Source organism: Bradyrhizobium sp. HKCCYLS3077 (assembly GCF_051167555.1).
In the GTDB taxonomy this organism is placed as follows: domain Bacteria; phylum Pseudomonadota; class Alphaproteobacteria; order Rhizobiales; family Xanthobacteraceae; genus Bradyrhizobium.
This window is the reverse complement of the sequence record NZ_JBNPTH010000001.1, coordinates 314,051-336,425: the sequence shown is the minus strand read 5'-3', so window position 1 is coordinate 336,425 and position 22,375 is coordinate 314,051. Positions and strand designations below refer to the sequence as shown.

Genomic DNA, 22,375 nt, shown 5'->3' with positions numbered 1-22,375 from the left:
GGCCTACGGCCGTGCGGCGCCGGCCATGAGCCGGGTGAGCGCGTTGCGGACGCGGGTGACGACATCCACGTAGTCGCGTCTGGCATCCTGGCGGAACAGGCGGACGGACGGATACCAGGGACTGTCGTCGCGATCGAGCAGCCAGCGATAGTCCGGTGTGTAGGGCAGCATGATCCAGGTCGGCTTCCCCATCGCGCCGGCCAGATGTGCGACGCTGGTGTCCACGGTGATGACGAGATCCAGCGCATCGATCAGCGCCGCGGTGTCGACGAAGTCACTGATGTCGGAGGTCAGATCGATGATGTCGTCGCGCGCGGCGAGCTCGATCTTGTCGGCGGCTCGCGGTTCCTTCTGCAGGCTGACGAATTGCGCCCCGGTCTCGCGCAGCGGCGCGAGCATGACGAGCGGCAGCGATCGGTTGTGATCGTTGAGATGGGCGGGATTGCCCGACCACACCAGACCGACGCGCAAGCGGTCACGCGGGCCGAGCCGCTGCTCCCAGGTCGCGCGGCGCGCGTCAGCTGGTCGCGGCAGATAACTCGGCATGGCCGGAATGGTGTCGAGGCCGGTGGCGAAGGCGAGCGGAAGGCTCGACAGCGGACAGTGATAGTCGACCGCGGGCGGTGCGTCCTTGCCGCGGGCGAGACATTGCGCCACGCCCTCCAGTCCCGCGAGGAGAGGTTGCAGGGCGGCGTCGACCTCGAGCACCACGCGCGCGCCTTCAGCGGCGACCAGCGTGGCGTAGCGAGCGAACTGGATGCTGTCGCCGAATCCCTCGTCGCTGTGCAGCAGGATCGTCTTGCCGGCCAGCGGCACATCAGCCAGCCACATCGGCGCATCGAAATTGCGCTCGACGAAGCCGACGGCGCGGCACTTGCGGCCCCATTCGCGTCCGGCCCAGCCGCGGGCGAAGTCGCCCGTCAGCAGCCGGAACAGCGCCGCATTCCAATGCGCGTCGGCGAAGTCGGGCCGCAGCGCGATGGCGCGATCGAAGCTCGCGAACGCCTCCTCGAGGCGATGCAGCTCGGCCAGCGACGTCGCGCGATGATTGTAGAAGTCCGCGGTCTGCGGCCGGATCGCGATGGCGCGATCGAACATCGCGATCGCCTCGTCGTGGCGACCGAGGTTCTGCAGGATGCAGCCATAGCTGTTGGCGAAGTCGGGATCGTGCGGCGACAACGCCTGCGCGCGCTGGCCAAAGACCTGCGCCTCCTCGTAGCGGCGGAGGCGCCGCAGCGAGATGCCTTTGAGGCAGAGCACGCCAGCCTGGTCGGGCTGGCGCTGCAAGGACTGATCGAAATTCGCGAGCGCTTCGGGATAGCGACCGGCGTCGAAATGAATCGCGCCGGCTCGGTTGGCGGCGTCGACATGATCAGGCTGCAGCTTCAGCGCCTGTTCAAAGGCGAGCGCGGCCTCGTCGCGCCGCCCTTGCGCCTCCAGCACGTCGCCGAGACGAAGCCAAGTCGCGACGCGATCGGGCGCGAGCTGCAGCAGGCGGTCGCAGGCCAGCGCCGCCTCGGCATGCCGTTCCCTCGCCTGCAGCAGCTCACCGAGCGCGTCCCAGCTGTCCACGGACTCCGGCTGCAGCTGCAGCGTGCGATCATAGGCCTTGATGGCCTCGTCGAGCCGGCCGGCCAGCCGCAATGCCTGTGCAAGACCGATGAAGGACTCCGGCGCGGAGATGTCCTGGCGGATCGCGCGCGCGAACCACTCGATCGCATCATCGGCGCGCTTCAACGCGAGGCAGACCTGGCCCATCGCGCGCAGCGCGTCGATCGACGCTGCATCCAGCGTCAGCGCGCGACGACAGGCATCCTCAGCCTCGTTGAGCTGGCCCGTGCGCAACAGCCTCAGCGCTGCCTGGCACAGCGCTTCGGGCGTCCCCCCGAGCCCCGACGATCCGGGTTTGACCGGGGATTTGCCGGAGTGCCGGCGCGGCTTGTGCTTCATCACGGGATCTCTGCGCTCGTCGGTCGAGCGGTAGATGATTCCCGGGTGCGCGGAAAGATTGTGCTAACTCCCCAACCCGCGCGGGATAGACGCTCAGGAGACCGGCACCGGCGCAAGCGGGACGGCATCCAGGCCGCCGAAGCGGCGCTCGCGGCCGCGGAACGAGGCGAGCGCCGCCGCCAGATCCGCCGCATCGAAATCGGGCCACATGCGCTCGGTGAAGTGCAACTCGGCATAGGCGCCTTCCCAAAGCAGGAAGTCCGACAGGCGCTGTTCGCCGGAGGTGCGGATGATCAGGTCGACATCGCGCAAGCCGGCTTCGCCGGTGACGAGATCGGAGAAGGCCTCGCGCGTCAGGCCATCGACGCCACCGGCCTTGGCCGCGGCCTGGAGGATCGCATCGCGCGCCGAATAGTCGACCGCGATGCGCAGATGCAGGGTCCGGCCGTTGCGGGTGGCCGCTTCGGCCCGGCCGATCGCATCGGCGATGCCGCCCGGCAGCCGGTCGCGGCGGCCGATGACGGTGAGGCGGACGCCGTTGCGCACCAGCGCCTCGACCTCGCTGGCGAGATACACCCGCAGCAGCGCCATCAAGGCGGAAACCTCGGCGCGCGGGCGGCGCCAATTATCGCTTGAAAAAGCATAGAGCGTCAGCGTCGCGACGCCCTGATCCGGCGCGGCTTCGACGACGCGGCGGATCGCCTCGACGCCCGCCTCGTGGCCGCGCAGCCGCGACAGGCCTTGGCGTGTGGCCCAGCGGCCATTGCCATCCATGATGATGCCGACGTGCAGGCCATCCATCACAGCAGGCGATTTCGGTTGCAGACTACTTTGCATTGCAAAGCTCCAGGTCAAAAAAATGCGATGGAAGGTTCAGGCGCGACCGGTGACGAGGCCGACCGTCGCGGGCGGATTCTCCCTGCCCGCAGCCGCCGCGGCATCGCGGACGAGGCGCTCGAGCACTGCGAGATAGTCGAGAAAGCGGCGACGCCCCGCCTTGGTCAGCCGGCAGGAGGTATGCGGGCGATTGCCCTCATATCCCTTGGTGACCTCCACGAGGCCCGCCTCCTGGAGCACCTGCAGGTGACGCGACAGGTTGCCGTCGGTCAATCCGCACAGTTGCTTGAGGTCGGCAAAGGCAAGGCCCTTGGGATGCGCCATCAGCGAGGTCAGCAGGCCAAGCCTGGCCTTCTCGTGAATGACGCGGTCCAGGCCGTCATAGGAGAACGGCGCGCTGCCGTCAGTCTTCGACATCGGACTCTCCGGTCGCAAAATGCAGAATGCCCGCCATCAGGGCCTGGCCGATCGCGAATGGCAGGCCCATGGTCCAGGGCGACAAGGCATGGCTCGCGCTGCCCACCAGCAGCACCGCGAACCCCGCCAGGAAATAGAACGCACCGGCCAGCGCGACCGTGCGCGGCAACGAGCGAACCGACGCGAACACGCCGAGCGAGGTCAGGATCTGCCAGAGTCCCGGCAACATCCAGAGCGCCTCCGGCGCGAACTTCCACATGAGAACCGCGAGCAGCACGCCCGCGATTCCGGCCGGCAGGAACTGCTCGACCGCCTGGTGGATCATCGCGTCCGCCAAGCCGGAGTGGTGCCGGCGCGACCGCGCCCGCATCTCGATCCCGATCATCGTCAGCGACACCAACGCGGCCACCGCCCAGCCGAGCAGGAACGCCGGCGCATCCTCGGTGGGATCGCGCAGGAAAACCTGCTGCAGCGACGCAGTGACGAGCGCAACCGCCGACGTGACGGCCATCGTCGCCGGCCCATAGCCGCGAAAGGCCGTGCCTGCCGCAAGCTGGCTGCGGATCGCGATGATGTCCGCCAGCGCCTTGTCGAGGTCGCGCATGTCTCACCTGAAGCCCAGGAGGGCCGCTTCACTTTGCGATGCAAAGCATACACGATCGCAAAGTTGACGCAAGCCCGCACCGGCCGGTGGCCCCGACAACGGGGCCGGAGCCTTCATCAGGGCGCGCTGGCCGAGATCAATAGTAGGAGTAGCGGTGGACGCGACGCGGCGGGGGCATATCCACGTAGACCGAGGGGCCGCGATGCGCGCTCTCGAACGCCACGCGCGGATTGATGCCGCAACCGGCGTTGCGCCCGGATGCACTGGCCCGGCACTGCTCGAAGGTCTGGTAGGAGCAATCGCCGGGGTAACCCACGCCCCTGCCCTGCACGCACCAGGGATAGTCGATCCCCCCGGCCGCGGCTGGCGTGGCCGCGCCGCCGCTGACGAGTGCAACGCCGACGAGGCCGGCCGCCATCATCATAACCTTGCGCATGATCTGTTCCTCTTCTGCCGCGAAGATTGCATCACACTGGCATGGTTAAAAAACGACGGATTGGCGGATTGGATCACCGAGCAAGGCGATGACGTGTCGCAGGCGGGGCACGTCACCGATCCCGCGGCCGCGCCGCCTCAATCCAGCTTCAACCCGGCGAAATCGACCACCTTCTTCCACTTCTCCGTCTCGGCCGCGACCTGCGCACCGAACTGCTCCGGCGATTGGACCAGCGGTTCACCACCGAGATCGACGAGTCGCTTCTTGATGTCCGGCTCCGTGAGCACCGCATTGACCTGCTTGTTGAGCTTCTCGACGATCTCCTTCGGCGTGTTCTTCGGTGCGCCCATGCCGAACAGCGCGCTCGCCTCGTAGCCCGGCACGGTCTCCGCGATCGCCTGGATGTCGGGGAGTTGCGGCGAGCGCTCCTGGGTGGTGACGCCGAGCGCGCGCAGCGAGCCGGAGCGGATGTGCTGAATGATCGAGGGCATGTTGTCGAAGATCACCTGAACCTGGCCGCCGAGCATGTCGGTGATCGCGGGCGCGGCGCCACGATAGGGCACATGCTGCATCTTGGTGCCGGTCATCGCCATGAACATCTCGCCGGACAGATGCACCGACGTTCCGTTGCCCGAGGACGCCATGTTCACCTTGCCCGGGTTCTCCTTCAGATAGGCGATGAACTCGGCCACGGTCTTGGCCTTGATATCGCCGTTCACGGTCATGACGTTCGGCACGCGGTTGAACGAGGCCACCGGGGCGATGTCGCGCACGAAGTTGAACTTCAGATTGGGATAGAGGCTCGCATTGATGTAGTTCGCCGGATTGACCAGCAGCAGGGTGTATCCATCCGCCGTCGCGTTCACCACCGACTCGGTGCCGATATTGTTGCCAGCGCCCGGCTTGTTCTCGACGATGAACTGCTGACCGAGCGTCTCGGACAGACGCTGGCCGATCAAGCGGGCCAGGATGTCGGTGGCGCCGCCGGGCGGATATCCCACCACGAAGCGAACTGGGCGGGCCGGATAGTCGGCCGCGGAGGCCTTGCCAATGGCAGCGATGGACGGAACGGCGGAGGCGATCAGACCTAGCGCGGTACGGCGTGAAATCATGCGTTTCCTCGGGTATTATCATTGAGCGGTGGTTAACGAGCCGCCAGTCGAGATTGTAACAGACCGCCGCGTTGTCGGCGAGGTCGATGTCCTGCCAGGAGAAGTCTCATGCCGGTCAAGGTCGATGCACTCGATCATCTCGTGATCAATGTCGCCGATGTGGACCGCACGACGGCCTGGTACCAGGCCGTCCTTGGCATGAAGGTCGAGAGCTTCGATCCCGGCCAGGGCAAGGTGAGGCGCACATCGCTGAAGTTCGGGAACCAGAAGATCAATGTGCGACCGAAGGACGCGGACAAGATCGACTGGTTCACCGCCGATCACGTAATGGCCGGCAGCGACGATCTGTGCTTCCTGACCGGCGGCACGCCGGACGAGGTCGTCGCGCACCTGCAGGCGCTCGGCGTCGCCATCGAAGAGGGGCCGGTCGCCAAGCAGGGCGCCCGCGGCACCCTGCGCTCGGTGTATTGCCGGGATCCCGACGGCAACCTCATCGAGATCTCGTCATATCAGGACTGAGACGAGGTTACTTGATCGCCGTCTCGCCGCTCTTCTCCATCTTGGCGACGATGTCGCTTTGCAACCAGCCGGTCAGTTGCGCGACATCTGTCGCTTGCTTGGCGAAGCGCGCCGGAAGTTCCTCTTTATATGTTTTCGCCGCCGCGCAAGTAGCCTCCCCACGCCAGGGGTGGTGCTGGATATAGCGGCCCTGGAAGTTGCTGCGGTCCTTGGTCTCCGTGAACACGATGTCCTCAGGGAAGGATTTCGCGTCGTAGCGGACATGCAGCCGGGTGACATAAGCATTCGATCCGGGAGCGACATTGCGTCGAGCGCTGAACGGCGCGTCGTCATCACTGCCGATCCAGCGCGCGCCGAGTTCGACCAGCTCCTTGTTGCTCATCGGATCGGCGGCGCAGGGATCGCACCAACCCATGTCCCAGGCATATTCGACGAACACCGCCTGCATGTTTTCCCGCGCGACAGCCCGCTCGAACAGCGCCTTGTAGAACGGACCGAACTCGTTCTTCAGATACAGCGGGACGTCGATGTCCGACGGGATCTTCACCGTCCGGTAGTTCGCCGCCTCGACGCGGCCGTTCTTGGTGAGCGCGTAGATGATGAGGTCCTGCGGTCCCTTGGCGTTCACCGTGCCGAGCCGCAGCGGCACCATGAATTTGGGGCTCTGGTAGCGCACCTGCAGTGGCCGCAGATTGCCGGTACCCAGGTTCTTCATGCGATCGACATTGACCTTGGCGACGAAGAACCGCATGCCCTGCTTGATATAGCTGCCGAGCACGGCCTCGGCGCCTTGCGGAATCCGATACTGGTTGTCGGTCAGCCAGCGCGTCAGCCCGTCGCTCTCCTGCGCCGACAGGATCAGCACGTCATATTCGGCGACATCGTAGCTGGCTTCGATGGTGACGCCGTAGGAGCGGCTAGCGCGTTCCTGCACCACGCCGACCGCCGCCGGATACGGAATCCCGCTGCGGGAGAACGCGATGCGCGGACGACACGGATCTTCGTCGTGATACTCCACCAGCCGCGGCGCGGTGTATTTGTCGAGATGCTCGATCGTCTTCGGCTCGACCACGCCGATCTGCTTGCGCTCGATGAAGGTCGGCACGGGAACGACGACGGCGAACTCCTTCACGTCGCCCTCGAAGTCACTGGCCATGGTGATCGCGGTCTGCTCGCCGTCGCGGGACAGCACGACCTTCGAGGACTGGTTGAACAGCTTGGCGTCGGCCTGGGCGACGTAGAAGCCGCAGAAGGCGTTGGCCGGCGTGATCGCCGCGTTTGCCAGGATCGCGGTCGCAGCCACGCTGGTTCGGACGAGTTTGCGAAAGCGCAAGGTCATGTCGAAACTCCATGGGGAACGGGACAGCGCCAGGAAAAACGTGCAGCCGGGATGAGACGGTCGAGCAGCAGCGTGAGCGGCGACAGCGCGATCAGCGCGACGTAGAGCGCCGGCCGCATCTGCCAGAAGAACGCGAGGTAATGCGCCGCGACCGCCACGGTCAGCGCGAACAGCAGCCGGCCGGCGCGCGAATCCGGCGTCGTGCGCGGGTCGGAGATCATGAAGAAGGTGAAGATCAGCAGCGAGCCGCTCTGGAGCTGATGAAGCGGGATCGCCAGGGGATCGCCGAGCCAGGCGGCGCGCAGCAGCAGCAGCGCGGCGTGGCTGGCGAAAAAGTAGACGGCGATGTCGGCCCGACGGGACGCGCTCAACACCAGGATCGCGAAGAAGCCGGCAAGGCTTGCGAACCAGATCTCGGTGCCCCACTGGCCGGGCGAGATCCACACGCCCTTGGAGGTGAACAGCAGGACCACGATGGCCAGCCCCGCGGGATTGAACACGTGCTTGCCGTCGATCCGCAGCACGAATTTCGAACCGATCGCGATCAACGCCGCCGCCGCATGCAGCCACAGCGCATCCGCGCGCAGCAGCAGGCTGAGTGACAGGCCCGTGATCAACGGCGATCGGAGATCGATCGGTGTGGCGGACAGGCGGCAGCAGACGATCTGCGTGAGCAGCGCGGTCGTGACCGCGATCACGCTCGCGGCAGGCCGGGCGCCGAAATCAATGACCGCGAAATTGATCGCGAGCAGCGTGGCCAATGCCGCGATCTGGAAATAGCGGGCGTCGGGCAACCGCCATGGTCGTGGCAGGTCCAGCATGCAAACCTCCGGGCGCGTTTCGCCGCGCCATTGGTCGCTTCGAAAGGATAGCGGGTTCAATCCGGATTTGATTGCGCCGCCGGCAGGTGGCAGAAGATCAGGACAAGCACGAAGCGGCAGCAGACAGGCCGCCGACGAGACGATGGGAACGAAGATGAACGAACCAAGGATTGCGCTCGGCACCGTGACGCCCTTCGACGGCATGGACGTGCCATGGCTGTTGAGGCTGCGCAGCGAGACCCGGCGCGATCATCCGTTCCTGATCTGGGCGCCCTTCGACGCGCCGGCGCGCAAATGGACCTATGGCGAATTTCATGATCGCGTCGGCGCGCTAGCCGCCGGGCTCGTCAAGCGCGGCATCGGGCCCGGCGATGCCGTGCTGATCCATCTCGACAATTGCATCGAGGCCATGCTCGCCTGGTTTGCCTGCGTCGAACTCGGCGCGCTGGCGGTCACCACCAACACCCGCTCGGCAGCGGCCGAAATGAACTACTTCGCCGGACATTGCCGCGCGGTGGCGGCGATCACACAGCCCGCTTATGCGGAGATGATCGCGGCACACTGCCCCGACATCCGCTGGATGGCGGTGATCTCGCATGATCCGGGTCAGCCCACCGCCCCGGCCGTCGAGCGAGGCGAGCGCTTCGAAGCGCTGTTCGCCGACAGCGCCGACCGGCCGCGTCGGCCGGTCGATCCTCTCGCACCGTGCAGCGTGCAGTACACGTCGGGGACGACATCACGGCCGAAGGCGGTGCTGTGGACACACGCCAATGCGCTCTGGGGCGCCAAGGTCAATGCCGTGCACGAGGACCTGCATCAGAACGACGTGCACCAGACCTATCTGCCGCTGTTCCACACCAATGCCCTGGCCTATTCGATGCTGGCGACGCTGTGGGTTGGCGCCAGCTGCGTGATCCAGCCGCGTTTCTCGGCCAGCCGGTTCTGGCCGGTGGCGATGCAGCACGGCTGCACCTGGACCTCGACCATTCCGTTCTGCCTGAAGGCGCTGCTCGACCAGGAGGTGCCGAAGGATCACAAGTTCCGCCTCTGGGGCACGTCCGTGTCCGATCCGACCATCTTCTCCAAGTTCGGCATCAAGATCATCGGCTGGTGGGGCATGACCGAGACCATCACCCACGGCATCATCGGCGAGATCGATCAGCCGAACACGCCGATGTCGATCGGCCGCGCCGCGACCGAATACGCTATCCGCATCACCGATGATGACGGCCGGCCAACCGAGGTCGGCGGCACCGGCAATCTCGCCATCAAGGGCGTGCGCGGCCTGTCGCTGTTTGCAGAATATCTCTACAACGAGGAGGCGACGCGCACGAGCTATGATGCCGAGGGCTTCTTCCTGACCGGCGACCGGGTCACGCGGCTGCCGAACGGCTTCATCAAGTTCGGCGACCGCACCAAGGACATGCTCAAGGTCGGCGGCGAGAACGTCGCGGCGTCCGAGATCGAGCAGGTGATCGTCACCGTGCCGGGCGTGCGAGAGACGGCGGTGGTCGCCAAGAAGCATCCGATGCTCGACGAGGTGCCGGTCGCGTTCGTGATCCCGCACGACAGCGCCAGGCGCGACGATCTGGCCGACAGGGTGCTCGCCGCCTGCCGCGCGGGCCTCGCGGACTTCAAGGTGCCGCGCGAAGTCAGGCTGGTCGACGAGATGCCGCGCTCGACCCTGGAGAAGGTCGCCAAGGCCGAGCTGCGCAAGCTGCTCGATTGAGGCCGCGCCGCGGACCGCCGCTGCGGCTCAGTCCATCGTGACCCGGATCGGCAGCGTCTTCGGTCCGTTCACGAAGGTCGCCTGCGTCATCTTCACCGGTCCGGCGAGCGACAGCGACGTCAGCCGCGGCAGCAGCTCCTCGAACAGGATGCGCATCTCGAGCTTGGCGAGATGCTGTCCGAGGCAGAGATGCGCGCCATAGCCGAACGCGACATGCCGGTTCGGCTTGCGATCGCAGCGGAAGCTGTCGGGCTGCGCGAACACCGCCTCGTCGCGGTTGCCCGAGGCGTAGCACAGCATCAGCCAGTCGCCCTTCGCGATCCTGCGGCCGCCGAGCTCGGTGTCGGCGGTGGCGCTGCGCATGAAATGCTTGACCGGCGTCATCCAGCGGATCGCCTCGTCGACGAGACCGGGGATCAGCGCAGGATCGGCCTTCACGCGCGCGAACTGCTCCGGGTCTTCCGCCAACGCCCAGATCGCGCCGGCCGTCGATGACGACGTCGTGTCGTGACCGGCGGTGGCGACGATCATGTAGTAGCTGGTGCGGTCATGCAGTGGCATGTCCTCGCCGTTGATCCTGGCGTTGGCGATGACAGTGGCGAGATCGTCGCGCGGATGCGCACGGCGATCCGCAGTGATGCGCTCGAAATAGGCCGCGAAATCGGCCACGACCGCCTGCAGCATCGCGGCGAACACCTCGGCCGAGAGCGCCTCGCGCACCCGCGCCGTGTCCGGGTCCTGCGGACCAAACAGCTCCTGTGTCAGCTTGAGCATGCGCGGCTCGTCCTCTTCCGGCACGCCAAGGATCTCCATGATGACGTGCAGGGGATAGCCGAGTGCGACATCGGCGACGAAATCGCAGACGCCGCCATGGGCCGCGGCCCTGGCCGCCATGCGACCGACGGTGGCGCGCGCGATCTCGCGAATCCGCGGTTCGAATTTGGCAATGTTGGCGGGCATGAACCAGCCCTGCGTCAATGCGCGATATTTCGGATGATCCGGCGCATCCATCTGCACCAGCGAGCGAACGAGATTGGGCTGGCCGGTGATCTTGTGCACGCGCTCCAGCACGCCCTTGTTGGTCAGGGTGGTGGCGCGGTCGGCGTTGTGGAACAGATCGTTCTGGCGGCTGATGGTGAGGATGTCGGCGTGCCGGGTCACCACCCAGAACGGATCGAACGCATCGAGCTCGGCGCGGCCGAGCGGGTTGTTGGCGCGCAGCCAGCGGTAGGACTCATGGATGCGGTGGTCGGCATAGCAGGCCGGGTCGACCAGGGTCGCCGCGATGTGGTCGGGAATGACCTCGTCGGCCAGTGCCGCTGCGCCCATGCCAGTCCTCCCGCGATCTCATTGATTGGCGGGAAGACTAGTTGACCGCGATTGCGGCACACTTGCGTCCAGCGGCTACCCGGTCAGTGCGCGCCCATGGCCACGGGGCGGAACGCCTGCAGCAATTGCTGATCGAGCTTGGGCCCCATGTTCTCCATGATCTGGAATGCGCGCGCATGGGTGAAGGCCGGCCGATAGGCCCGGTTCTCGATCAGCGCGGCATAGATGTCGACGATGGTGATGAGACGCACGATGTCGCTGATCTGCTCGTTATGCAGCGCATCGGGGTAGCCGGAGCCGTCCAGGAATTCGTGGTGATGCAGGATCACGTCCAGCATCTCCGACGGAAAGCCGCCCTGGCGCCACAGCGCCTCATAGCCCAGGCGCGGATGCTGGCGCAGGATGCCGATCTCCTCGGCCGTGAGCTTGCCCTGCTTGTCGAGGATGGCGACCGGAATGAAGGCCTTGCCGACGTCGTGCAGCAGCGCCGCCCGAACCAGCCGGCGCTGGTCGTCCTCGCGCATCCCGAGATGGATCGAGAAGCCGACGGCAAAGCCGGTGACGAACAGGCAATGCCGATATGTATCGTTGTGGTGGCAGCCGACCACGGTCATCCATTCGCGCAACGACGAATGTTTGATCGCCTTGAGGATCTTGTTCTCGGCGGCGACGATGTCCGCCATGGTCAGCGCCACGCCGGCCGGCAGCTTTTCGAAGATCTTGGCCATCACGGCCTGCGCCGCCTCGACGCCGCGGTTCAGCAGCTTGCCGCGATCGGTCTCGTCATAACCGTCATCCGCCGGCAGCGCCGAGCGGACCCGCTGCAGCACGTCGGCGGGGCTGAACGGGCGCGCGATGGTGTCGGTGGCGCCGAGCGCCCAGGCCTGCATGGTGGCGTGGTGCAGCGCCTCGGCCAGCACGAACAGCCGCGGAACCTCGCTATAGGCCCGCGACGACAGCTTCTTGCGCACACGCTGCACGCTTTCGGGCGAACGCAGATTGATGTCGACGATGACGCCCGAGAAGCGGTTGCCTGGATTTTCCGGGATCTCGGTGGTCGGCATCAGGTCGACGTCGCCGACCGAGCGCAGGATGCGCGCGAGCTCGCTGCTCTGATCACCGCGATCGGACGCGAGCAGGAGATGGCGCCTGGTCGCGGTCTGGGTCGCGGTCTGCTTGGCTGTCGCGCTCATACGTGCCCCTACGGTTTGCTGCCGAAGCAGGTTACCGGGATACGGGTTCGACGCGGCTTAATCGGATCGCTCAAGCTGTCTGCGTTCGGGTGAGCAAAGGGTTGAGGCAATCATTCAAATTGGATGTTCCCCGGGCACGATCCCGACCAAATGAAAACCGCCGGAGAGCATCTCCGGCGGTTTCCTGTCGTTGTGGGCCCGGCGGTACGGCTACGCCTTCATCGCCGCCTTCACCGCCGCTGCGGTCATCGGCAGCGCGCGCAGCCGAGCGCCGCAGGCGTTGTAGATGGCGTTGCCGAGCGCCGGCGCGACCACGGTCACCGCGGGCTCGCCGACGCCGGTCGCCTTCTCGCCATTGGCGATGACGACGATTGCGACCTCCGGCACCTGGCTCATGCGCAGCGGCGTGTAGCTGTCGAAGTTGGTCTGCTCGATGCCGCCATCCTTCAAGGTCGCCTTCTCGTACATCGCCAGCGACAGGCCCCACAGCGCCGCACCCTCGACCTGGGCGCGGATGTTGTCGGGATGCACCTGCGTACCGACATCCGTCGCCACGGTGAGCTTCTTCACCGTGACCTCGCCGCTCTCAGCCACCGCGACATGGGCGACGCAGGCCGTCCAGCTCGCGGTCGCGCGCTCCTGCGACGACACGCAGGCCACGCCCATGCCCTCACCCTTCGGCAGCTTCTTCGCGCCGTAGCCGGACAGGCCCATCGCCGCGAGCAGCGTGTTGCGCAGCCGCTGCGCGCCGCCATCGTTCTTGCCCTTGCCGTCGAGCAGCGCGATTCGGAACTGCGCCGGGTCCTGGCCAGAGGCGGCGGCGATCTCGTCGATCATGCTCTCGACCGCCCAGAACGTCCAACCCGGCGCCACCGAGCGGAGCTGCCCGGACGGCGTCGCATTGTGCGCGAGCTCGTTCTTGATCGCGCGCACATGGTGGTTGGGGACGGTGTAGAAGAAGTCGGCGCCGTTGACCGTGAACGAGTCGAGCGGGCCCTTCTTGTCGACCGAGGGCGTCAGGAAGTCCGGGATGCCCCAGCGCGCCGTCGGCCACGCCGAGACGACGTCATGGCTCAGCGCAATCAGCTTGCCGCTGGCGTCGATCCCCGCCTTCACCTTCTGGTAGGTGAGCGGCCGCGAGTAGTCCATCGTCATGTCGTTCTCGCGGGAATAGATCACCTTGACCGGCTTGCCGACGGCCTTCGCCGCCTGCACCGCCGGCACCATCATGTCGGCGTCGAGCCTGCGGCCGAAGCCGCCGCCGAGCCAGGCCTGGTGCATCACGACATATTTCGGATCGATCCCGGCGGCTCCGGCCGCGATTGCGCCGGAACGCGTCGCGAACTGATTGCCGGAATAGATGTGCAGGATGTCGCCCTTGAACTCGGCGGTCGCGTTCATCGGCTCCAGCGGCGCGTGGATGTTGATGCTGGTGGTGTACTCCGCCTCCAGCACCTTCACCGCGCCGGCGAGCGCCGCATTGGCATCGCCGTCCTTGACGAAGAACTGGCCGGAGTCCTCCTGCGCCTGCAGCCGCATCGCCTCGGTGATGATCTGGTCAGTGCTGACATTCGCGTACGGGCCCTTGTCGTAGCTGATCTTGAGCGCGTCCGCCGCCTTCCTCGCATTGGCATAGGTGTTGGCCACGGCCACCACCCAGCCCGACGTCGAGCCGGTCTTGTCGTCGAGCGTCACCGCCTTGATGAAGCCGGGGACCTTCTTGGCCTCGCTATCGTCGACCGACTTCACCGTGGCGCCGAAGCGCACCGGCGGCGTCACCACCTTGCCGTAGACCATGCCCGGCAGCATCGTATCGATGCCGTATTTCGCCGTGCCGTTGGTCTTGGCGGGGATGTCGAGCTGCGGCACCGAGACGCCGATCATGGTGTACTGATCCGGCGTCTTCAGCGTGATCGCCTTCAGCTCGTCCGGCGTGAAGCTCTTGGTGATCTTGCCGCTCTTGACGATCTCGGCATAGCTCATCTGCTTCTTCGACTTCGGATGCATCACGACGCCGTCGCGCACCGTGAGCTCCTTGGCCGGCACGCCCATCGCTGTGGCGGCAGCCTCAGTCAGCGCGATACGCCCGGCGGCGCCGGCGCGGCTCATGGCGTCGAAGTTCATCATCGTGCTCCAGCTGCCGCCGGTGATCTGGGCGCCGAGCACGGGATCGTTGAACTTCGGATCGTTGGAGGCGAGCTGGACGCGCATGTCCTTCCAGGCGGCGCCGAGCTCCTCGCAGACGATCTGCGCCATGGTGGAGGCGATGTGCTGGCCCATGTCGGCCTTGCCGCAGGTCACGGTGACCAGGCCATCGGGCGCGATGGAGTACCAGACGCTGGGCTCGAAGGCCGAGGGCGCCGTCGCCGCGAGCGCGGAATCGGCGAGACCGGCATAGCCGAGCACGAGGCCGGTGGCGGCGGTGCCGACCAGGAAGGAACGGCGGCTGAGATCTGTGGCCATATTCGGGGTCATGGCGGGCGCTGCTTTCACGTGCTGGTTCATGTCGCCCTCCGGTCGCTGGTGTTCGACGCGGTGCGCATCTCCGATGCCGCGCGCTGGATCGCCTTCTGGATTCGCGAATAGGTCATGCAGCGGCAGAGATTGCCATCCATATGCGCCGTGATCTCCTCCTTGGTCGGGCTCGTGGTCTTCGCGAGCAGCGAGGCCGCCTGCATGATCTGGCCGGACTGGCAGTAGCCGCATTGCGGCACCTGCTCGGCGATCCATGCCTTCTGCAGCGGATGATCGCCCTTCTGCGACAGGCCCTCGATGGTGGTGATCTTCTTGTCCTTGACGTCGCCGACCATGGTCTGGCACGAGCGCACGGCCTCGCCATTGACATGCACGGTGCAGGCCCCGCACAGCCCTGCGCCGCAGCCGAACTTGGTGCCGGTCATCTGCAACTGCTCGCGGATGACCCATAGCAGCGGCGTATCGTTCGCCGCGTCGACGGACATGGTCCGCCCGTTGATGGTGAGATTAGGCATTTGGTTTCTTCCCCGCCCGGCGTGCGACTTCGCTTACGGCGAAGTTCGGTTTATGCGACGCCAGCACCCACCGGATCGATGCCAGCCAGCCGAAAGAATGATCGCGTTGCCGGAACGACGCAACGAAATTTGGAACAGCGCTTGCGAAAGAACCGGCAATTCTCGTTGTGCGGCGCAGAAGCTGTGGGATTGCAGCGCCGCATCGGCTAAGAAGGCGGCAGTCGACGGCACGCGAGGAGACGTCAGCTCATGAGATTACAGGCTTACGCCAATCGGCACGCTGCCGCCGCGATGCTCGCGTCCGCCCTGCCGATCGCCGCAATGCTGATCCCGGCGCAAGCCGAAGCCGGGCATTCCTCGCCGCTCTCGGCCCGCGCGCCTTTCACAGCGACGTTATCCAACGTCTCACCGCTTGCCTTCGGCATGGATGTCGGGGAGACATCGCGCGTGCTCGAGCAGCCGCTGATCTATCTCAACGGCTCGCCGGGCAACGAGACCTTTCTCGCCTTGCGCAATCTCGGCGGCAGCGGATTGGTCCCGCACCATCACCGCCTGTTCCTCAAGTTCCGCAACGGACGGCTCACCGGCTGGAAAGAGGACTACGGCACCAATTGGATGTGGCGATAGGCGTCTCGCGATCGCTCACCGACCGGGATGTATCGATACTTATAAGGAGTGAACGTGGGACAGGACATCAAGCTCACCGCATCGGACGGCTTCCAGCTCGGCGCCTATCGCGCCGACCCGAGCGGCGCGGTCAAGGGCGCGCTGGTGGTGATCCAGGAGATCTTTGGCGTCAATCACCACATCCGCAACGTCTGCGACCGTCTGGCCGCGGAAGGTTACGTGGCGATTGCGCCCGCGATCTTCGATCGCGTCGAGCCGAACTTCACCTCGGGCTATTCGCCGGACGAGATCGCCGTGGCGCGCAAGTTCGTCGCCAATCCGGATTGGCAGGCGTTCCTGCGCGACACCCAGGCGGCGATCGATGCGGTGAAGAGCGCAGGGCCGGTCGGCATCATCGGCTTCTGTCTCGGCGGCAGCATCGCCTATGCGGCCGCGACCAAGCTCACCGGACTGAAAGCCGCTGTCGGCTATTACGGCGGCGCCGTCGTTCGCTTCGCCGACGACAAGCCGACCGTGCCGACGCAGCTGCATTTCGGCGAGAAGGACTCAGGGATTCCGCTGACCGATGTCGAGACCATCAAGGCCAAGCGGCCGGATGTCGAGATCTTCGTCTATCCCGGCGCCCAGCACGGCTTCGGCTGCGACGAGCGTTCCAGCTATGACAAGGCGAGCTCGGATCTCGCCTGGACGCGCAGCCTCGCGTTCTTCGCGGCGCATTTGCGCTGAACGACACCACCGTCATTGCGAGGAGCGAAGCGACGAAGCAATCCAGGGCCGCGCATGACGCCCCTGGATTGCTTCGCTTCGCTCGCAATGACGGTGGATGGAATCTTGCACCACTCCTCGCGAAAGCGTCCGGCGCAGACGGCGCCCGCTCAGCTCAGAACCAGCGCTCGCCGACCTGAATCGTATCGCCGGGCTTCAGCGACGTGCCGAGCGGCACCTCGTAACGCATGGCGCCCGAGGGGTCCGTATGCGTCAAGGTGACGATGTCGCGCCGGGCGCGCGGCGAGAAGCCGCCGGCGATCGCGATGGCGCTCTCCACCGTCATGTTGGGCACGTAGGGATATTGGCCGGGCGCCTGCACCTCGCCGAGAATGAAGAACGGGCGATAGGCCTCGATCTCGACGGCCACCGAAGGCTCGCGGATATAGCCATTGCGCAGCTTGGCGGTGATCTCGGCGGCGAGGCCGGCGGTGGTGCGGCCACGCGCGGGCACGCTGCCGATCAGCGGCATCGTGATCGATCCGGACGCATCGATGGCGTAGGTGTTGGTCAGGCCCTCCTGGCCGTAGACAACGACGCGCAGCTTGTCGCCGGCGTCGAGATGGTAGGCGGCATCACGCCGCCCCGGCGCATAGCCGGCGGGCATGACGTAAGCGCCCGGACCGGGCGCGGCGGCGAACGCGTTGCGCAGCGCGGGGATCGCTCCGCCCTGCCCGGTGGCGGCAACCGGGCCGGTCGAAGGTGTCCCATAGGCCATGGCGTCGAGATCACTCTGCGGCTGGCCGACAGCAACGGGGGAGGCCGTGTGCATGCAGCCCGACAGCAGCATCGTGGACAAGACGGCAATGACCGGAAGAAACAACGCGCGCACTCGAACAATCCTTGAATGAGGATGTGCCCTAGTCATGCGCGGTTAAGGTTAACAAACCGTTGGCACGTGTGGCCGGCGCCGGGCGCAAGCGAGGTCTGTTGCAAATCGGCTGCAAAAAAGAAAATCCCTCCGCCGCGGTGCGGCGGAGGGATCGATGCTTGGACCGCAGCGCTGCGCGATCAGGCGCTCACGCCGACGCCGATCGGGCACGCGACGCCGGTGCCGCCGAGGCCGCAATAGCCGGCCGGATTCTTGGCCAGGTATTGCTGATGATAATCCTCGGCGAAGTAGAACGGGCCGGCCGGTGCGATCTCGGTGGTGATCGCGCCGAGACCCTTGGCCCGCAGCGCCTTCTCGTAAGCGTCCTTCGAGGCCTCGGCAGCCTCACGCTGCGCGTCGCTGAAGGTGTAGATCGCCGAGCGATATTGCGTGCCGACGTCGTTGCCCTGCCGCATGCCCTGGGTCGGGTCGTGGTTCTCCCAGAACGCCTTCAGGAGACGCTCATAGGAGACGACCTTGGGATCGAACACGACCAGCACGACCTCGGTATGCGCAGTCAGTCCCGAGCACACCTCTTCATAGGTCGGGTTCGGCGTGTGGCCGCCGGCATAGCCGACCGCGGTGACATGGATGCCGTCGCCGAGCTGCCAGAACTTGCGCTCGGCGCCCCAGAAGCAGCCGAGTCCGAACACCGCCTGCTCGAGGCCGGCGGGATAGGGCGGCAGCAGGCGGCGGCCGTTGACGAAATGGGTGCTCGCGGTCGGGATCGGCTGGGCGCGGCCGGGCAGCGCCTCGGCGGCGCTCGGCATGGCGGCGGGTTTGCGCATGAAGAACATGGGGTGTCTCCGGGCATGGCATTCGCCCGCGAGGGAGAGCCCCGCGGCGCGATGACCTTCACTGGTGGATTATATAGGTCTCTACGCCGCCAACCCCAGCGGTGTTACGCCGCTTCCCGGCAGTCAGTCGCGGCCATAGCCGATCAGCGGCTTGCGCGGCCGGAACAGCAGCATCAGGAGGATCCCGAGCAGGCCCAGCACGGCGAACACCGGCTGGTCCAGGAACCCCTTCACGATCCAGTCCCACAGGAACGGCGCCTTGGCCTCGACCTGGGCCTTGAAGGCGGCCTGGCTGGCCTGATGGACGTCGTTCCAGAGCTGGCCGAAACGGGTGAACTGCAGGGTCTGGTCGGCCACCCAGCGCGCGCCGTCATAGACCAGGAAGATGAAGCTTCCGGCCAGCAGCAACAGCCCCACCAGACGGAAAAAACCGCGGATCATGCCTCACCTGCCCTCTCTCCGATGCCCTTGCGGGCAGCAAGGCCATAGCGGGGGCTCCATAGAAATTCAACCTCGTCAGGGGTTTAGAACCGGCTTTTGGCGGATTCCGGCGCCAGATGCGACTTCCGAGACCGTTGACGGTGGGTAAGGCTGCGCCTATAAGGTCCGCCACTGGCGGTGGGCGCAATCCCGCCGCCGCTGTTCTTTGAGCAGCGCCGATCCGCCGAGCCCACCCGCTCCGGTCATGGCATTCTCAGAGAGGCGTCCGAACAACCCACCGCGTCGATCGGGCCGCAAACGAGCGGGCCGCGCGCGTACCCGCTGATTGCGGCGACCGCTCGCCGCCGAAGGATATTTGAGAGCATGGCCAACACGACCTCTGCGAAGAAAGCGACGCGCAAGATTGCCCGCCGCACCATCATCAACAAGTCGCGCCGTACCCAGATGCGCAACGCCGTGCGCTCCGTCGAGGACGCGATCAAGAAGGGCGACCGCGACGCGGCGCTGCAGGCGATGGTCAATGCCGAGCCGCAGCTCATGCGCGCCGCGCAGCGCAACATCATTCACAAGAACAACGCCAGCCGCAAAGTGTCGCGCCTCGCGCACCAGATCGCCAAGCTCGCCGCGAAGTGACGCGCTCCATCGGCTGACGAACTATCAAGACGCGAACAGCCCGGCGCATGCCGGGCTTTTCTTTTTCCCGCTTCCTTTTGCCCACTTGCTATTGCCCGCCGTCCCCACGCGCGCGTCCATCTCATGGTCGCGCTCGTTCTATTTGATGGCGACATCGCAGTGCGGATGCGATCTTCGCGCGCGGTGGAACAAGTGTGATGTCGCGCGCACATGACGCGTGCCGTAGTCATACGTACTGTTCCGTATTTCTACGCGGTGATAATTTTGTCTCACCTGCAACAGGCGCGAATCTGCGCCGGGTGATTGCGCATTGATGTCAAGAGCGCACGATGCGCGGTTCGCGTCGCAGACGCGACGTGGCGGGAGTTACCCGCTTCAAGTAATCGCGAAAAACATCGGCTCGAAAATGACTTAAGCGCATAGCGCAGTGAAGTGATTGGAAAAGCCACCGCACGCGGTCGCTACGTAAAAAAATTATGAAGAAATTTTGGGCAGACGATGTTGTTTGTCACATGCGAGATTCCTCGCGATGATTCAAAACCTTGCTTTCTTAACGCGCAACACCACGTCGCAACCGCCGCCGAGACTCGTCACGCGTGCTCCGATCTTATGGATTGCGAGTCTCGATGCATCGTGTATTTCTTTAATCACTCGCGGCGCCCACGATCTTCAGACCAGCGCGGTTTAGGAAACGGGGCGGACGTGCAAATCGGCGGCGGTGTGCGCGTTGGCGACGCTTTCCAAAGCGATGGCCGGATCTGTACCCATAGCAATATGGGGAACGACCGAGCTTTGTCGAAATTTCTCGGGTGCAGCATCATCGTTGCGCCGTTTTGAACAAGAGAGATACGACACTGCTCGACCCGACCAGCGTTTGTGGCGGCTCGCTCACCGAGTGGACAACTTGGACGGGATGTACGGCGTAGCGGCTGGATCTTGGGGTTCAGACGCGGCGGCATTGGGATGACAACTTGCCGTGAGCAATCACGGCAGGGCGGGGAGGTTGCATGCTTGACGGACACATTGCGGGTAAACAGCAGAGGCTGGTTCCGGATCACGCACCCTTGGCGGTCAGCGCACCCTTGGCGGTCAGCACCGACGTGATCGATACGACCAGCACGGCCATCGCCAGCACGGCCATTGGTCCTCCCGCTCGTCCGAGTATGCGCTGACCTCGCGGAGTCTTCATCTTCACCAGCATTGATCGGCCAGACGGCGCCAGCGCCGAACGGCAAGCCATGTCTGGAGTTGAGCCTCCGCTCGAGGTCTCGCTGCGGGAGACGTGTCTTCAACGAGACGTCTCTCCGGCGATCACACGACACCACCACTCAATTCGAAAAGTTGCGACTGCCATGACAAATTCGGAACAAGAACGCTGGTCTCGCGTGAAGGGTCGGCTGCGCTCGACCGTCGGCGAGGACGTCTATACGAGCTGGTTTGCCCGCATGGACCTCGAAGCCGTTCAGGACGAAAGCGTTCATCTGTCGGTGCCGACGCGCTTCTTGAAGAGCTGGATCCAGGCGCATTATGCCGAGCGCGTGCTGTCGGCATGGCAGGCGGAGATGCCCGAGGTCCACCGGATCGACCTGTCGGTTCGGACCGCGATGCGCTGCGCGACGCCGGCCAAGGAAGCTCCCGTCGCCGTCGAGGCCCGCCGGCCCGAGCGCAACGACGCCAAGCCGGCCACCACGACGGAGCCGCGCTCTGCTGCCGCCGCATCGCTGGCGACAAGCCATGATGCGCTCGGCGGCTCGCCGCTCGATCCGCGCCTGACGTTTGCAAGCTTCGTCGTCGGCCGCGCCAACACGCTCGCCCATGCCGCCGCCCGCCAGGTCGCGGACGGCCGCCGCGGCGATCCCGTGATGTTCAATCCGCTCTACATCCATGCCGGCGTCGGCCTCGGCAAGACGCACCTCCTGCAGGCCGTGACCTGGGCCGGCAATGCCGGCGGCGAGCGCAAGGTGCTGTATCTCACCGCCGAGAAGTTCATGTACGGCTTCGTCGCGGCGCTGAAATCGCAGACGGCGCTGGCGTTCAAGGAAGCGCTGCGCGGCATCGACGTGCTGGTGATCGACGATCTGCAGTTCCTGCAGGGCAAGTCGACCCAGGCCGAGTTCTGCCACACGCTGAACGCGCTGATCGATGCCGGTCGCCAGGTGGTGATCGCCGCCGACCGCCCGCCGTCGGACCTCGAGAGCCTCGACGACCGCGTCCGCTCGCGCCTCGCCGGCGGCCTCGTCGTCGAGATGGCGACGCTCGGCGAGGATCTGCGGCTCGGCATTCTCAAGTCGCGCGTCGCGGCGGCCCGTGCGCACCATGCGAGCTTCGACGTGCCGGAGCCGGTGCTCGATTATCTCGCCCGTTCCATCACCCATAACGGCCGCGATCTCGAAGGCGCGATCAACCGCCTGCTCGCGCATTCCAAGCTGAACAACCAGCCCGTGACGCTCGACATGGCCGAGCGCGAGGTGCGCGACCTCGTTCGCCCGCAGGAGCCGAAGCGGATCAAGATCGAGGACATTCAGCGCGTGGTGGCGCGGCAGTACAATGTCAGCCGCTCCGACCTGTTGTCGTCGCGCCGCACCGCCAATGTCGTGCGGCCGCGCCAGGTCGCGATGTACCTGGCCAAGACGCTGACCCTGCGCTCCCTGCCCGAGATCGGCCGCCGCTTCGGCGGTCGCGACCACACCACCGTGCTGCATGCCGTCCGCAAGATCGAGGCTTTGGTCGGCAAGGATGTGACGCTGAACGACGAGGTCGAGTCGCTGAAGCGGCAACTGCAGGACTAGTTCGCCCGCACGGCCAGCCCGAGCGGCCAGGGGGGGGGGACGGACAGAAGGTCCGGCCCCGGCCGCGATTGCGCCCGTCATTCTGACGCCCTCCGGTCCGTTCCCCGGTGCGCGGAAACGTCTGCCGAAACATGGGAAATCGGCCCGCTTTCCCTTGGCTTTCCCTTGCGCTTGGG

The 22,375-nt window shown here is 65.7% G+C and carries 22 protein-coding genes; 6 read left to right on the top strand and 16 right to left on the bottom strand.

Annotated elements, in window-relative coordinates:
• Positions 1-3: 3 nt before the first annotated feature.
• The 6 genes from ACQR0Z_RS01555 to ACQR0Z_RS01530 form a co-directional block, all read right to left on the bottom strand.
• Positions 4-1,950, bottom strand: a complete 1,947-nt coding sequence (locus ACQR0Z_RS01555) for a tetratricopeptide repeat protein (protein WP_434917449.1) — start codon at positions 1,948-1,950, stop codon at positions 4-6.
• A gap of 93 nt (positions 1,951-2,043) precedes the next feature.
• The gene (locus ACQR0Z_RS01550) at positions 2,044-2,787 is read right to left on the bottom strand and encodes a di-trans,poly-cis-decaprenylcistransferase (protein WP_434876250.1); all 744 of its coding nucleotides are present in this window, start codon (positions 2,785-2,787) and stop codon (positions 2,044-2,046) included.
• Positions 2,788-2,823: 36 nt separating this feature from the next.
• Positions 2,824-3,204: a winged helix-turn-helix domain-containing protein gene (locus ACQR0Z_RS01545; RefSeq protein ID WP_434858138.1), complete on the bottom strand. Its 381-nt coding sequence runs from the start codon at positions 3,202-3,204 to the stop codon at positions 2,824-2,826.
• Positions 3,191-3,808: a hypothetical protein gene (locus ACQR0Z_RS01540; RefSeq protein ID WP_434858137.1), complete on the bottom strand. Its 618-nt coding sequence runs from the start codon at positions 3,806-3,808 to the stop codon at positions 3,191-3,193. The genes ACQR0Z_RS01545 and ACQR0Z_RS01540 overlap by 14 nt, the downstream gene beginning before the upstream one ends.
• A 136-nt stretch (positions 3,809-3,944) precedes the next feature.
• On the bottom strand, positions 3,945-4,244 hold the full coding sequence (locus ACQR0Z_RS01535; RefSeq protein WP_434858136.1) for a DUF3551 domain-containing protein: 300 nt from the start codon (positions 4,242-4,244) through the stop codon (positions 3,945-3,947).
• A gap of 137 nt (positions 4,245-4,381) precedes the next feature.
• Entirely contained in the window at positions 4,382-5,356 is a 975-nt protein-coding gene (locus tag ACQR0Z_RS01530) for a Bug family tripartite tricarboxylate transporter substrate binding protein (protein WP_434858135.1), read from the bottom strand.
• Between the two features lie 108 nt (positions 5,357-5,464).
• Between ACQR0Z_RS01530 and ACQR0Z_RS01525 the strand changes: the two genes are divergently transcribed.
• Positions 5,465-5,875, top strand: coding sequence for a VOC family protein (locus tag ACQR0Z_RS01525; RefSeq protein ID WP_434858134.1), 411 nt, complete (start codon positions 5,465-5,467; stop codon positions 5,873-5,875).
• A gap of 7 nt (positions 5,876-5,882) precedes the next feature.
• Here ACQR0Z_RS01525 and ACQR0Z_RS01520 read toward each other — a convergent pair whose 3' ends face one another.
• Both ACQR0Z_RS01520 and ACQR0Z_RS01515 read right to left on the bottom strand, forming a co-directional pair.
• Complete coding sequence (locus ACQR0Z_RS01520; RefSeq protein ID WP_434917448.1) at positions 5,883-7,214, bottom strand: DUF2330 domain-containing protein; 1,332 nt, start codon at positions 7,212-7,214, stop codon at positions 5,883-5,885.
• A complete protein-coding gene (locus ACQR0Z_RS01515; protein WP_434917447.1) occupies positions 7,211-8,035 on the bottom strand; it encodes an RnfABCDGE type electron transport complex subunit D in 825 nt (274 codons plus the stop codon). Before ACQR0Z_RS01515 ends, ACQR0Z_RS01520 begins: the two co-directional genes overlap by 4 nt.
• A 154-nt stretch (positions 8,036-8,189) precedes the next feature.
• Here ACQR0Z_RS01515 and ACQR0Z_RS01510 point away from each other — a divergent pair, with 154 nt between their 5' ends.
• A complete protein-coding gene (locus ACQR0Z_RS01510; protein ID WP_434876252.1) occupies positions 8,190-9,764 on the top strand; it encodes an AMP-binding protein in 1,575 nt (524 codons plus the stop codon).
• 27 nt (positions 9,765-9,791) lie between these two features.
• On the opposite strand, the gene ACQR0Z_RS01505 is transcribed toward ACQR0Z_RS01510, so the two are convergent.
• The 4 genes from ACQR0Z_RS01505 to ACQR0Z_RS01490 form a co-directional block, all read right to left on the bottom strand.
• On the bottom strand, positions 9,792-11,093 hold the full coding sequence (locus ACQR0Z_RS01505; RefSeq protein ID WP_434876253.1) for a cytochrome P450: 1,302 nt from the start codon (positions 11,091-11,093) through the stop codon (positions 9,792-9,794).
• Positions 11,094-11,176: 83 nt separating this feature from the next.
• Positions 11,177-12,286, bottom strand: coding sequence for an HD-GYP domain-containing protein (locus ACQR0Z_RS01500; RefSeq protein ID WP_434858129.1), 1,110 nt, complete (start codon positions 12,284-12,286; stop codon positions 11,177-11,179).
• Positions 12,287-12,496: 210 nt separating this feature from the next.
• Entirely contained in the window at positions 12,497-14,791 is a 2,295-nt protein-coding gene (locus tag ACQR0Z_RS01495; RefSeq protein WP_434917446.1) for a molybdopterin cofactor-binding domain-containing protein, read from the bottom strand.
• Positions 14,788-15,276: a (2Fe-2S)-binding protein gene (locus tag ACQR0Z_RS01490; RefSeq protein ID WP_006610320.1), complete on the bottom strand. Its 489-nt coding sequence runs from the start codon at positions 15,274-15,276 to the stop codon at positions 14,788-14,790. The genes ACQR0Z_RS01495 and ACQR0Z_RS01490 overlap by 4 nt, the downstream gene beginning before the upstream one ends.
• A 321-nt stretch (positions 15,277-15,597) precedes the next feature.
• Here ACQR0Z_RS01490 and ACQR0Z_RS01485 point away from each other — a divergent pair, with 321 nt between their 5' ends.
• On the top strand, positions 15,598-15,903 hold the full coding sequence (locus ACQR0Z_RS01485; RefSeq protein WP_434876340.1) for a hypothetical protein: 306 nt from the start codon (positions 15,598-15,600) through the stop codon (positions 15,901-15,903).
• Between the two features lie 54 nt (positions 15,904-15,957).
• On the top strand, positions 15,958-16,629 hold the full coding sequence (locus ACQR0Z_RS01480; RefSeq protein ID WP_434876255.1) for a dienelactone hydrolase family protein: 672 nt from the start codon (positions 15,958-15,960) through the stop codon (positions 16,627-16,629).
• A gap of 154 nt (positions 16,630-16,783) precedes the next feature.
• On the opposite strand, the gene ACQR0Z_RS01475 is transcribed toward ACQR0Z_RS01480, so the two are convergent.
• The 3 genes from ACQR0Z_RS01475 to ACQR0Z_RS01465 form a co-directional block, all read right to left on the bottom strand.
• Positions 16,784-17,500 (bottom strand): polysaccharide biosynthesis/export family protein, encoded by a 717-nt coding sequence (locus ACQR0Z_RS01475; protein WP_434858125.1) that lies wholly within the window; start codon positions 17,498-17,500, stop codon positions 16,784-16,786.
• A gap of 179 nt (positions 17,501-17,679) precedes the next feature.
• A complete protein-coding gene (gene msrA, locus ACQR0Z_RS01470; RefSeq protein ID WP_434917445.1) occupies positions 17,680-18,336 on the bottom strand; it encodes a peptide-methionine (S)-S-oxide reductase MsrA in 657 nt (218 codons plus the stop codon).
• Positions 18,337-18,459: 123 nt separating this feature from the next.
• Positions 18,460-18,777: a hypothetical protein gene (locus ACQR0Z_RS01465; RefSeq protein WP_434858123.1), complete on the bottom strand. Its 318-nt coding sequence runs from the start codon at positions 18,775-18,777 to the stop codon at positions 18,460-18,462.
• Positions 18,778-19,140: 363 nt separating this feature from the next.
• Between ACQR0Z_RS01465 and rpsT the strand changes: the two genes are divergently transcribed.
• On the top strand, positions 19,141-19,410 hold the full coding sequence (gene rpsT / locus ACQR0Z_RS01460; RefSeq protein ID WP_434858297.1) for a 30S ribosomal protein S20: 270 nt from the start codon (positions 19,141-19,143) through the stop codon (positions 19,408-19,410).
• A 1,054-nt stretch (positions 19,411-20,464) separates the two neighbouring features.
• Here rpsT and ACQR0Z_RS01455 read toward each other — a convergent pair.
• Positions 20,465-20,605, bottom strand: a complete 141-nt coding sequence (locus ACQR0Z_RS01455) for a hypothetical protein (RefSeq protein WP_434876256.1) — start codon at positions 20,603-20,605, stop codon at positions 20,465-20,467.
• A gap of 157 nt (positions 20,606-20,762) precedes the next feature.
• Here ACQR0Z_RS01455 and dnaA point away from each other — a divergent pair, with 157 nt between their 5' ends.
• Entirely contained in the window at positions 20,763-22,199 is a 1,437-nt protein-coding gene (gene dnaA, locus ACQR0Z_RS01450; protein ID WP_434858122.1) for a chromosomal replication initiator protein DnaA, read from the top strand.
• Positions 22,200-22,375: the final 176 nt, after the last annotated feature.

Bases quoted from the DNA above. Each gene is read 5' to 3' on its own strand.
- ACQR0Z_RS01550 (WP_434876250.1), bottom strand. From the start codon at position 2,787: ATGCAAAGTAGTCTGCAACCGAAATCGCCTGCTGTGATGGATGGCCTG.
- ACQR0Z_RS01530 (WP_434858135.1), bottom strand. From the start codon at position 5,356: ATGATTTCACGCCGTACCGCGCTAGGTCTGATCGCCTCCGCCGTTCCG.
- ACQR0Z_RS01465 (WP_434858123.1), bottom strand. From the start codon at position 18,777: ATGATCCGCGGTTTTTTCCGTCTGGTGGGGCTGTTGCTGCTGGCCGGA.
- ACQR0Z_RS01555 (WP_434917449.1), bottom strand. From the start codon at position 1,950: ATGAAGCACAAGCCGCGCCGGCACTCCGGCAAATCCCCGGTCAAACCC.
- ACQR0Z_RS01515 (WP_434917447.1), bottom strand. From the start codon at position 8,035: ATGCTGGACCTGCCACGACCATGGCGGTTGCCCGACGCCCGCTATTTC.
- ACQR0Z_RS01510 (WP_434876252.1), top strand. From the start codon at position 8,190: ATGAACGAACCAAGGATTGCGCTCGGCACCGTGACGCCCTTCGACGGC.
- ACQR0Z_RS01545 (WP_434858138.1), bottom strand. From the start codon at position 3,204: ATGTCGAAGACTGACGGCAGCGCGCCGTTCTCCTATGACGGCCTGGAC.
- ACQR0Z_RS01520 (WP_434917448.1), bottom strand. From the start codon at position 7,214: ATGACCTTGCGCTTTCGCAAACTCGTCCGAACCAGCGTGGCTGCGACC.
- ACQR0Z_RS01535 (WP_434858136.1), bottom strand. From the start codon at position 4,244: ATGCGCAAGGTTATGATGATGGCGGCCGGCCTCGTCGGCGTTGCACTC.
- ACQR0Z_RS01485 (WP_434876340.1), top strand. From the start codon at position 15,598: ATGCTGATCCCGGCGCAAGCCGAAGCCGGGCATTCCTCGCCGCTCTCG.
- ACQR0Z_RS01525 (WP_434858134.1), top strand. From the start codon at position 5,465: ATGCCGGTCAAGGTCGATGCACTCGATCATCTCGTGATCAATGTCGCC.
- msrA (WP_434917445.1), bottom strand. From the start codon at position 18,336: ATGTTCTTCATGCGCAAACCCGCCGCCATGCCGAGCGCCGCCGAGGCG.
- dnaA (WP_434858122.1), top strand. From the start codon at position 20,763: ATGACAAATTCGGAACAAGAACGCTGGTCTCGCGTGAAGGGTCGGCTG.
- ACQR0Z_RS01490 (WP_006610320.1), bottom strand. From the start codon at position 15,276: ATGCCTAATCTCACCATCAACGGGCGGACCATGTCCGTCGACGCGGCG.
- ACQR0Z_RS01495 (WP_434917446.1), bottom strand. From the start codon at position 14,791: ATGAACCAGCACGTGAAAGCAGCGCCCGCCATGACCCCGAATATGGCC.
- ACQR0Z_RS01540 (WP_434858137.1), bottom strand. From the start codon at position 3,808: ATGCGCGACCTCGACAAGGCGCTGGCGGACATCATCGCGATCCGCAGC.
- ACQR0Z_RS01500 (WP_434858129.1), bottom strand. From the start codon at position 12,286: ATGAGCGCGACAGCCAAGCAGACCGCGACCCAGACCGCGACCAGGCGC.
- ACQR0Z_RS01505 (WP_434876253.1), bottom strand. From the start codon at position 11,093: ATGGGCGCAGCGGCACTGGCCGACGAGGTCATTCCCGACCACATCGCG.
- rpsT (WP_434858297.1), top strand. From the start codon at position 19,141: ATGGCCAACACGACCTCTGCGAAGAAAGCGACGCGCAAGATTGCCCGC.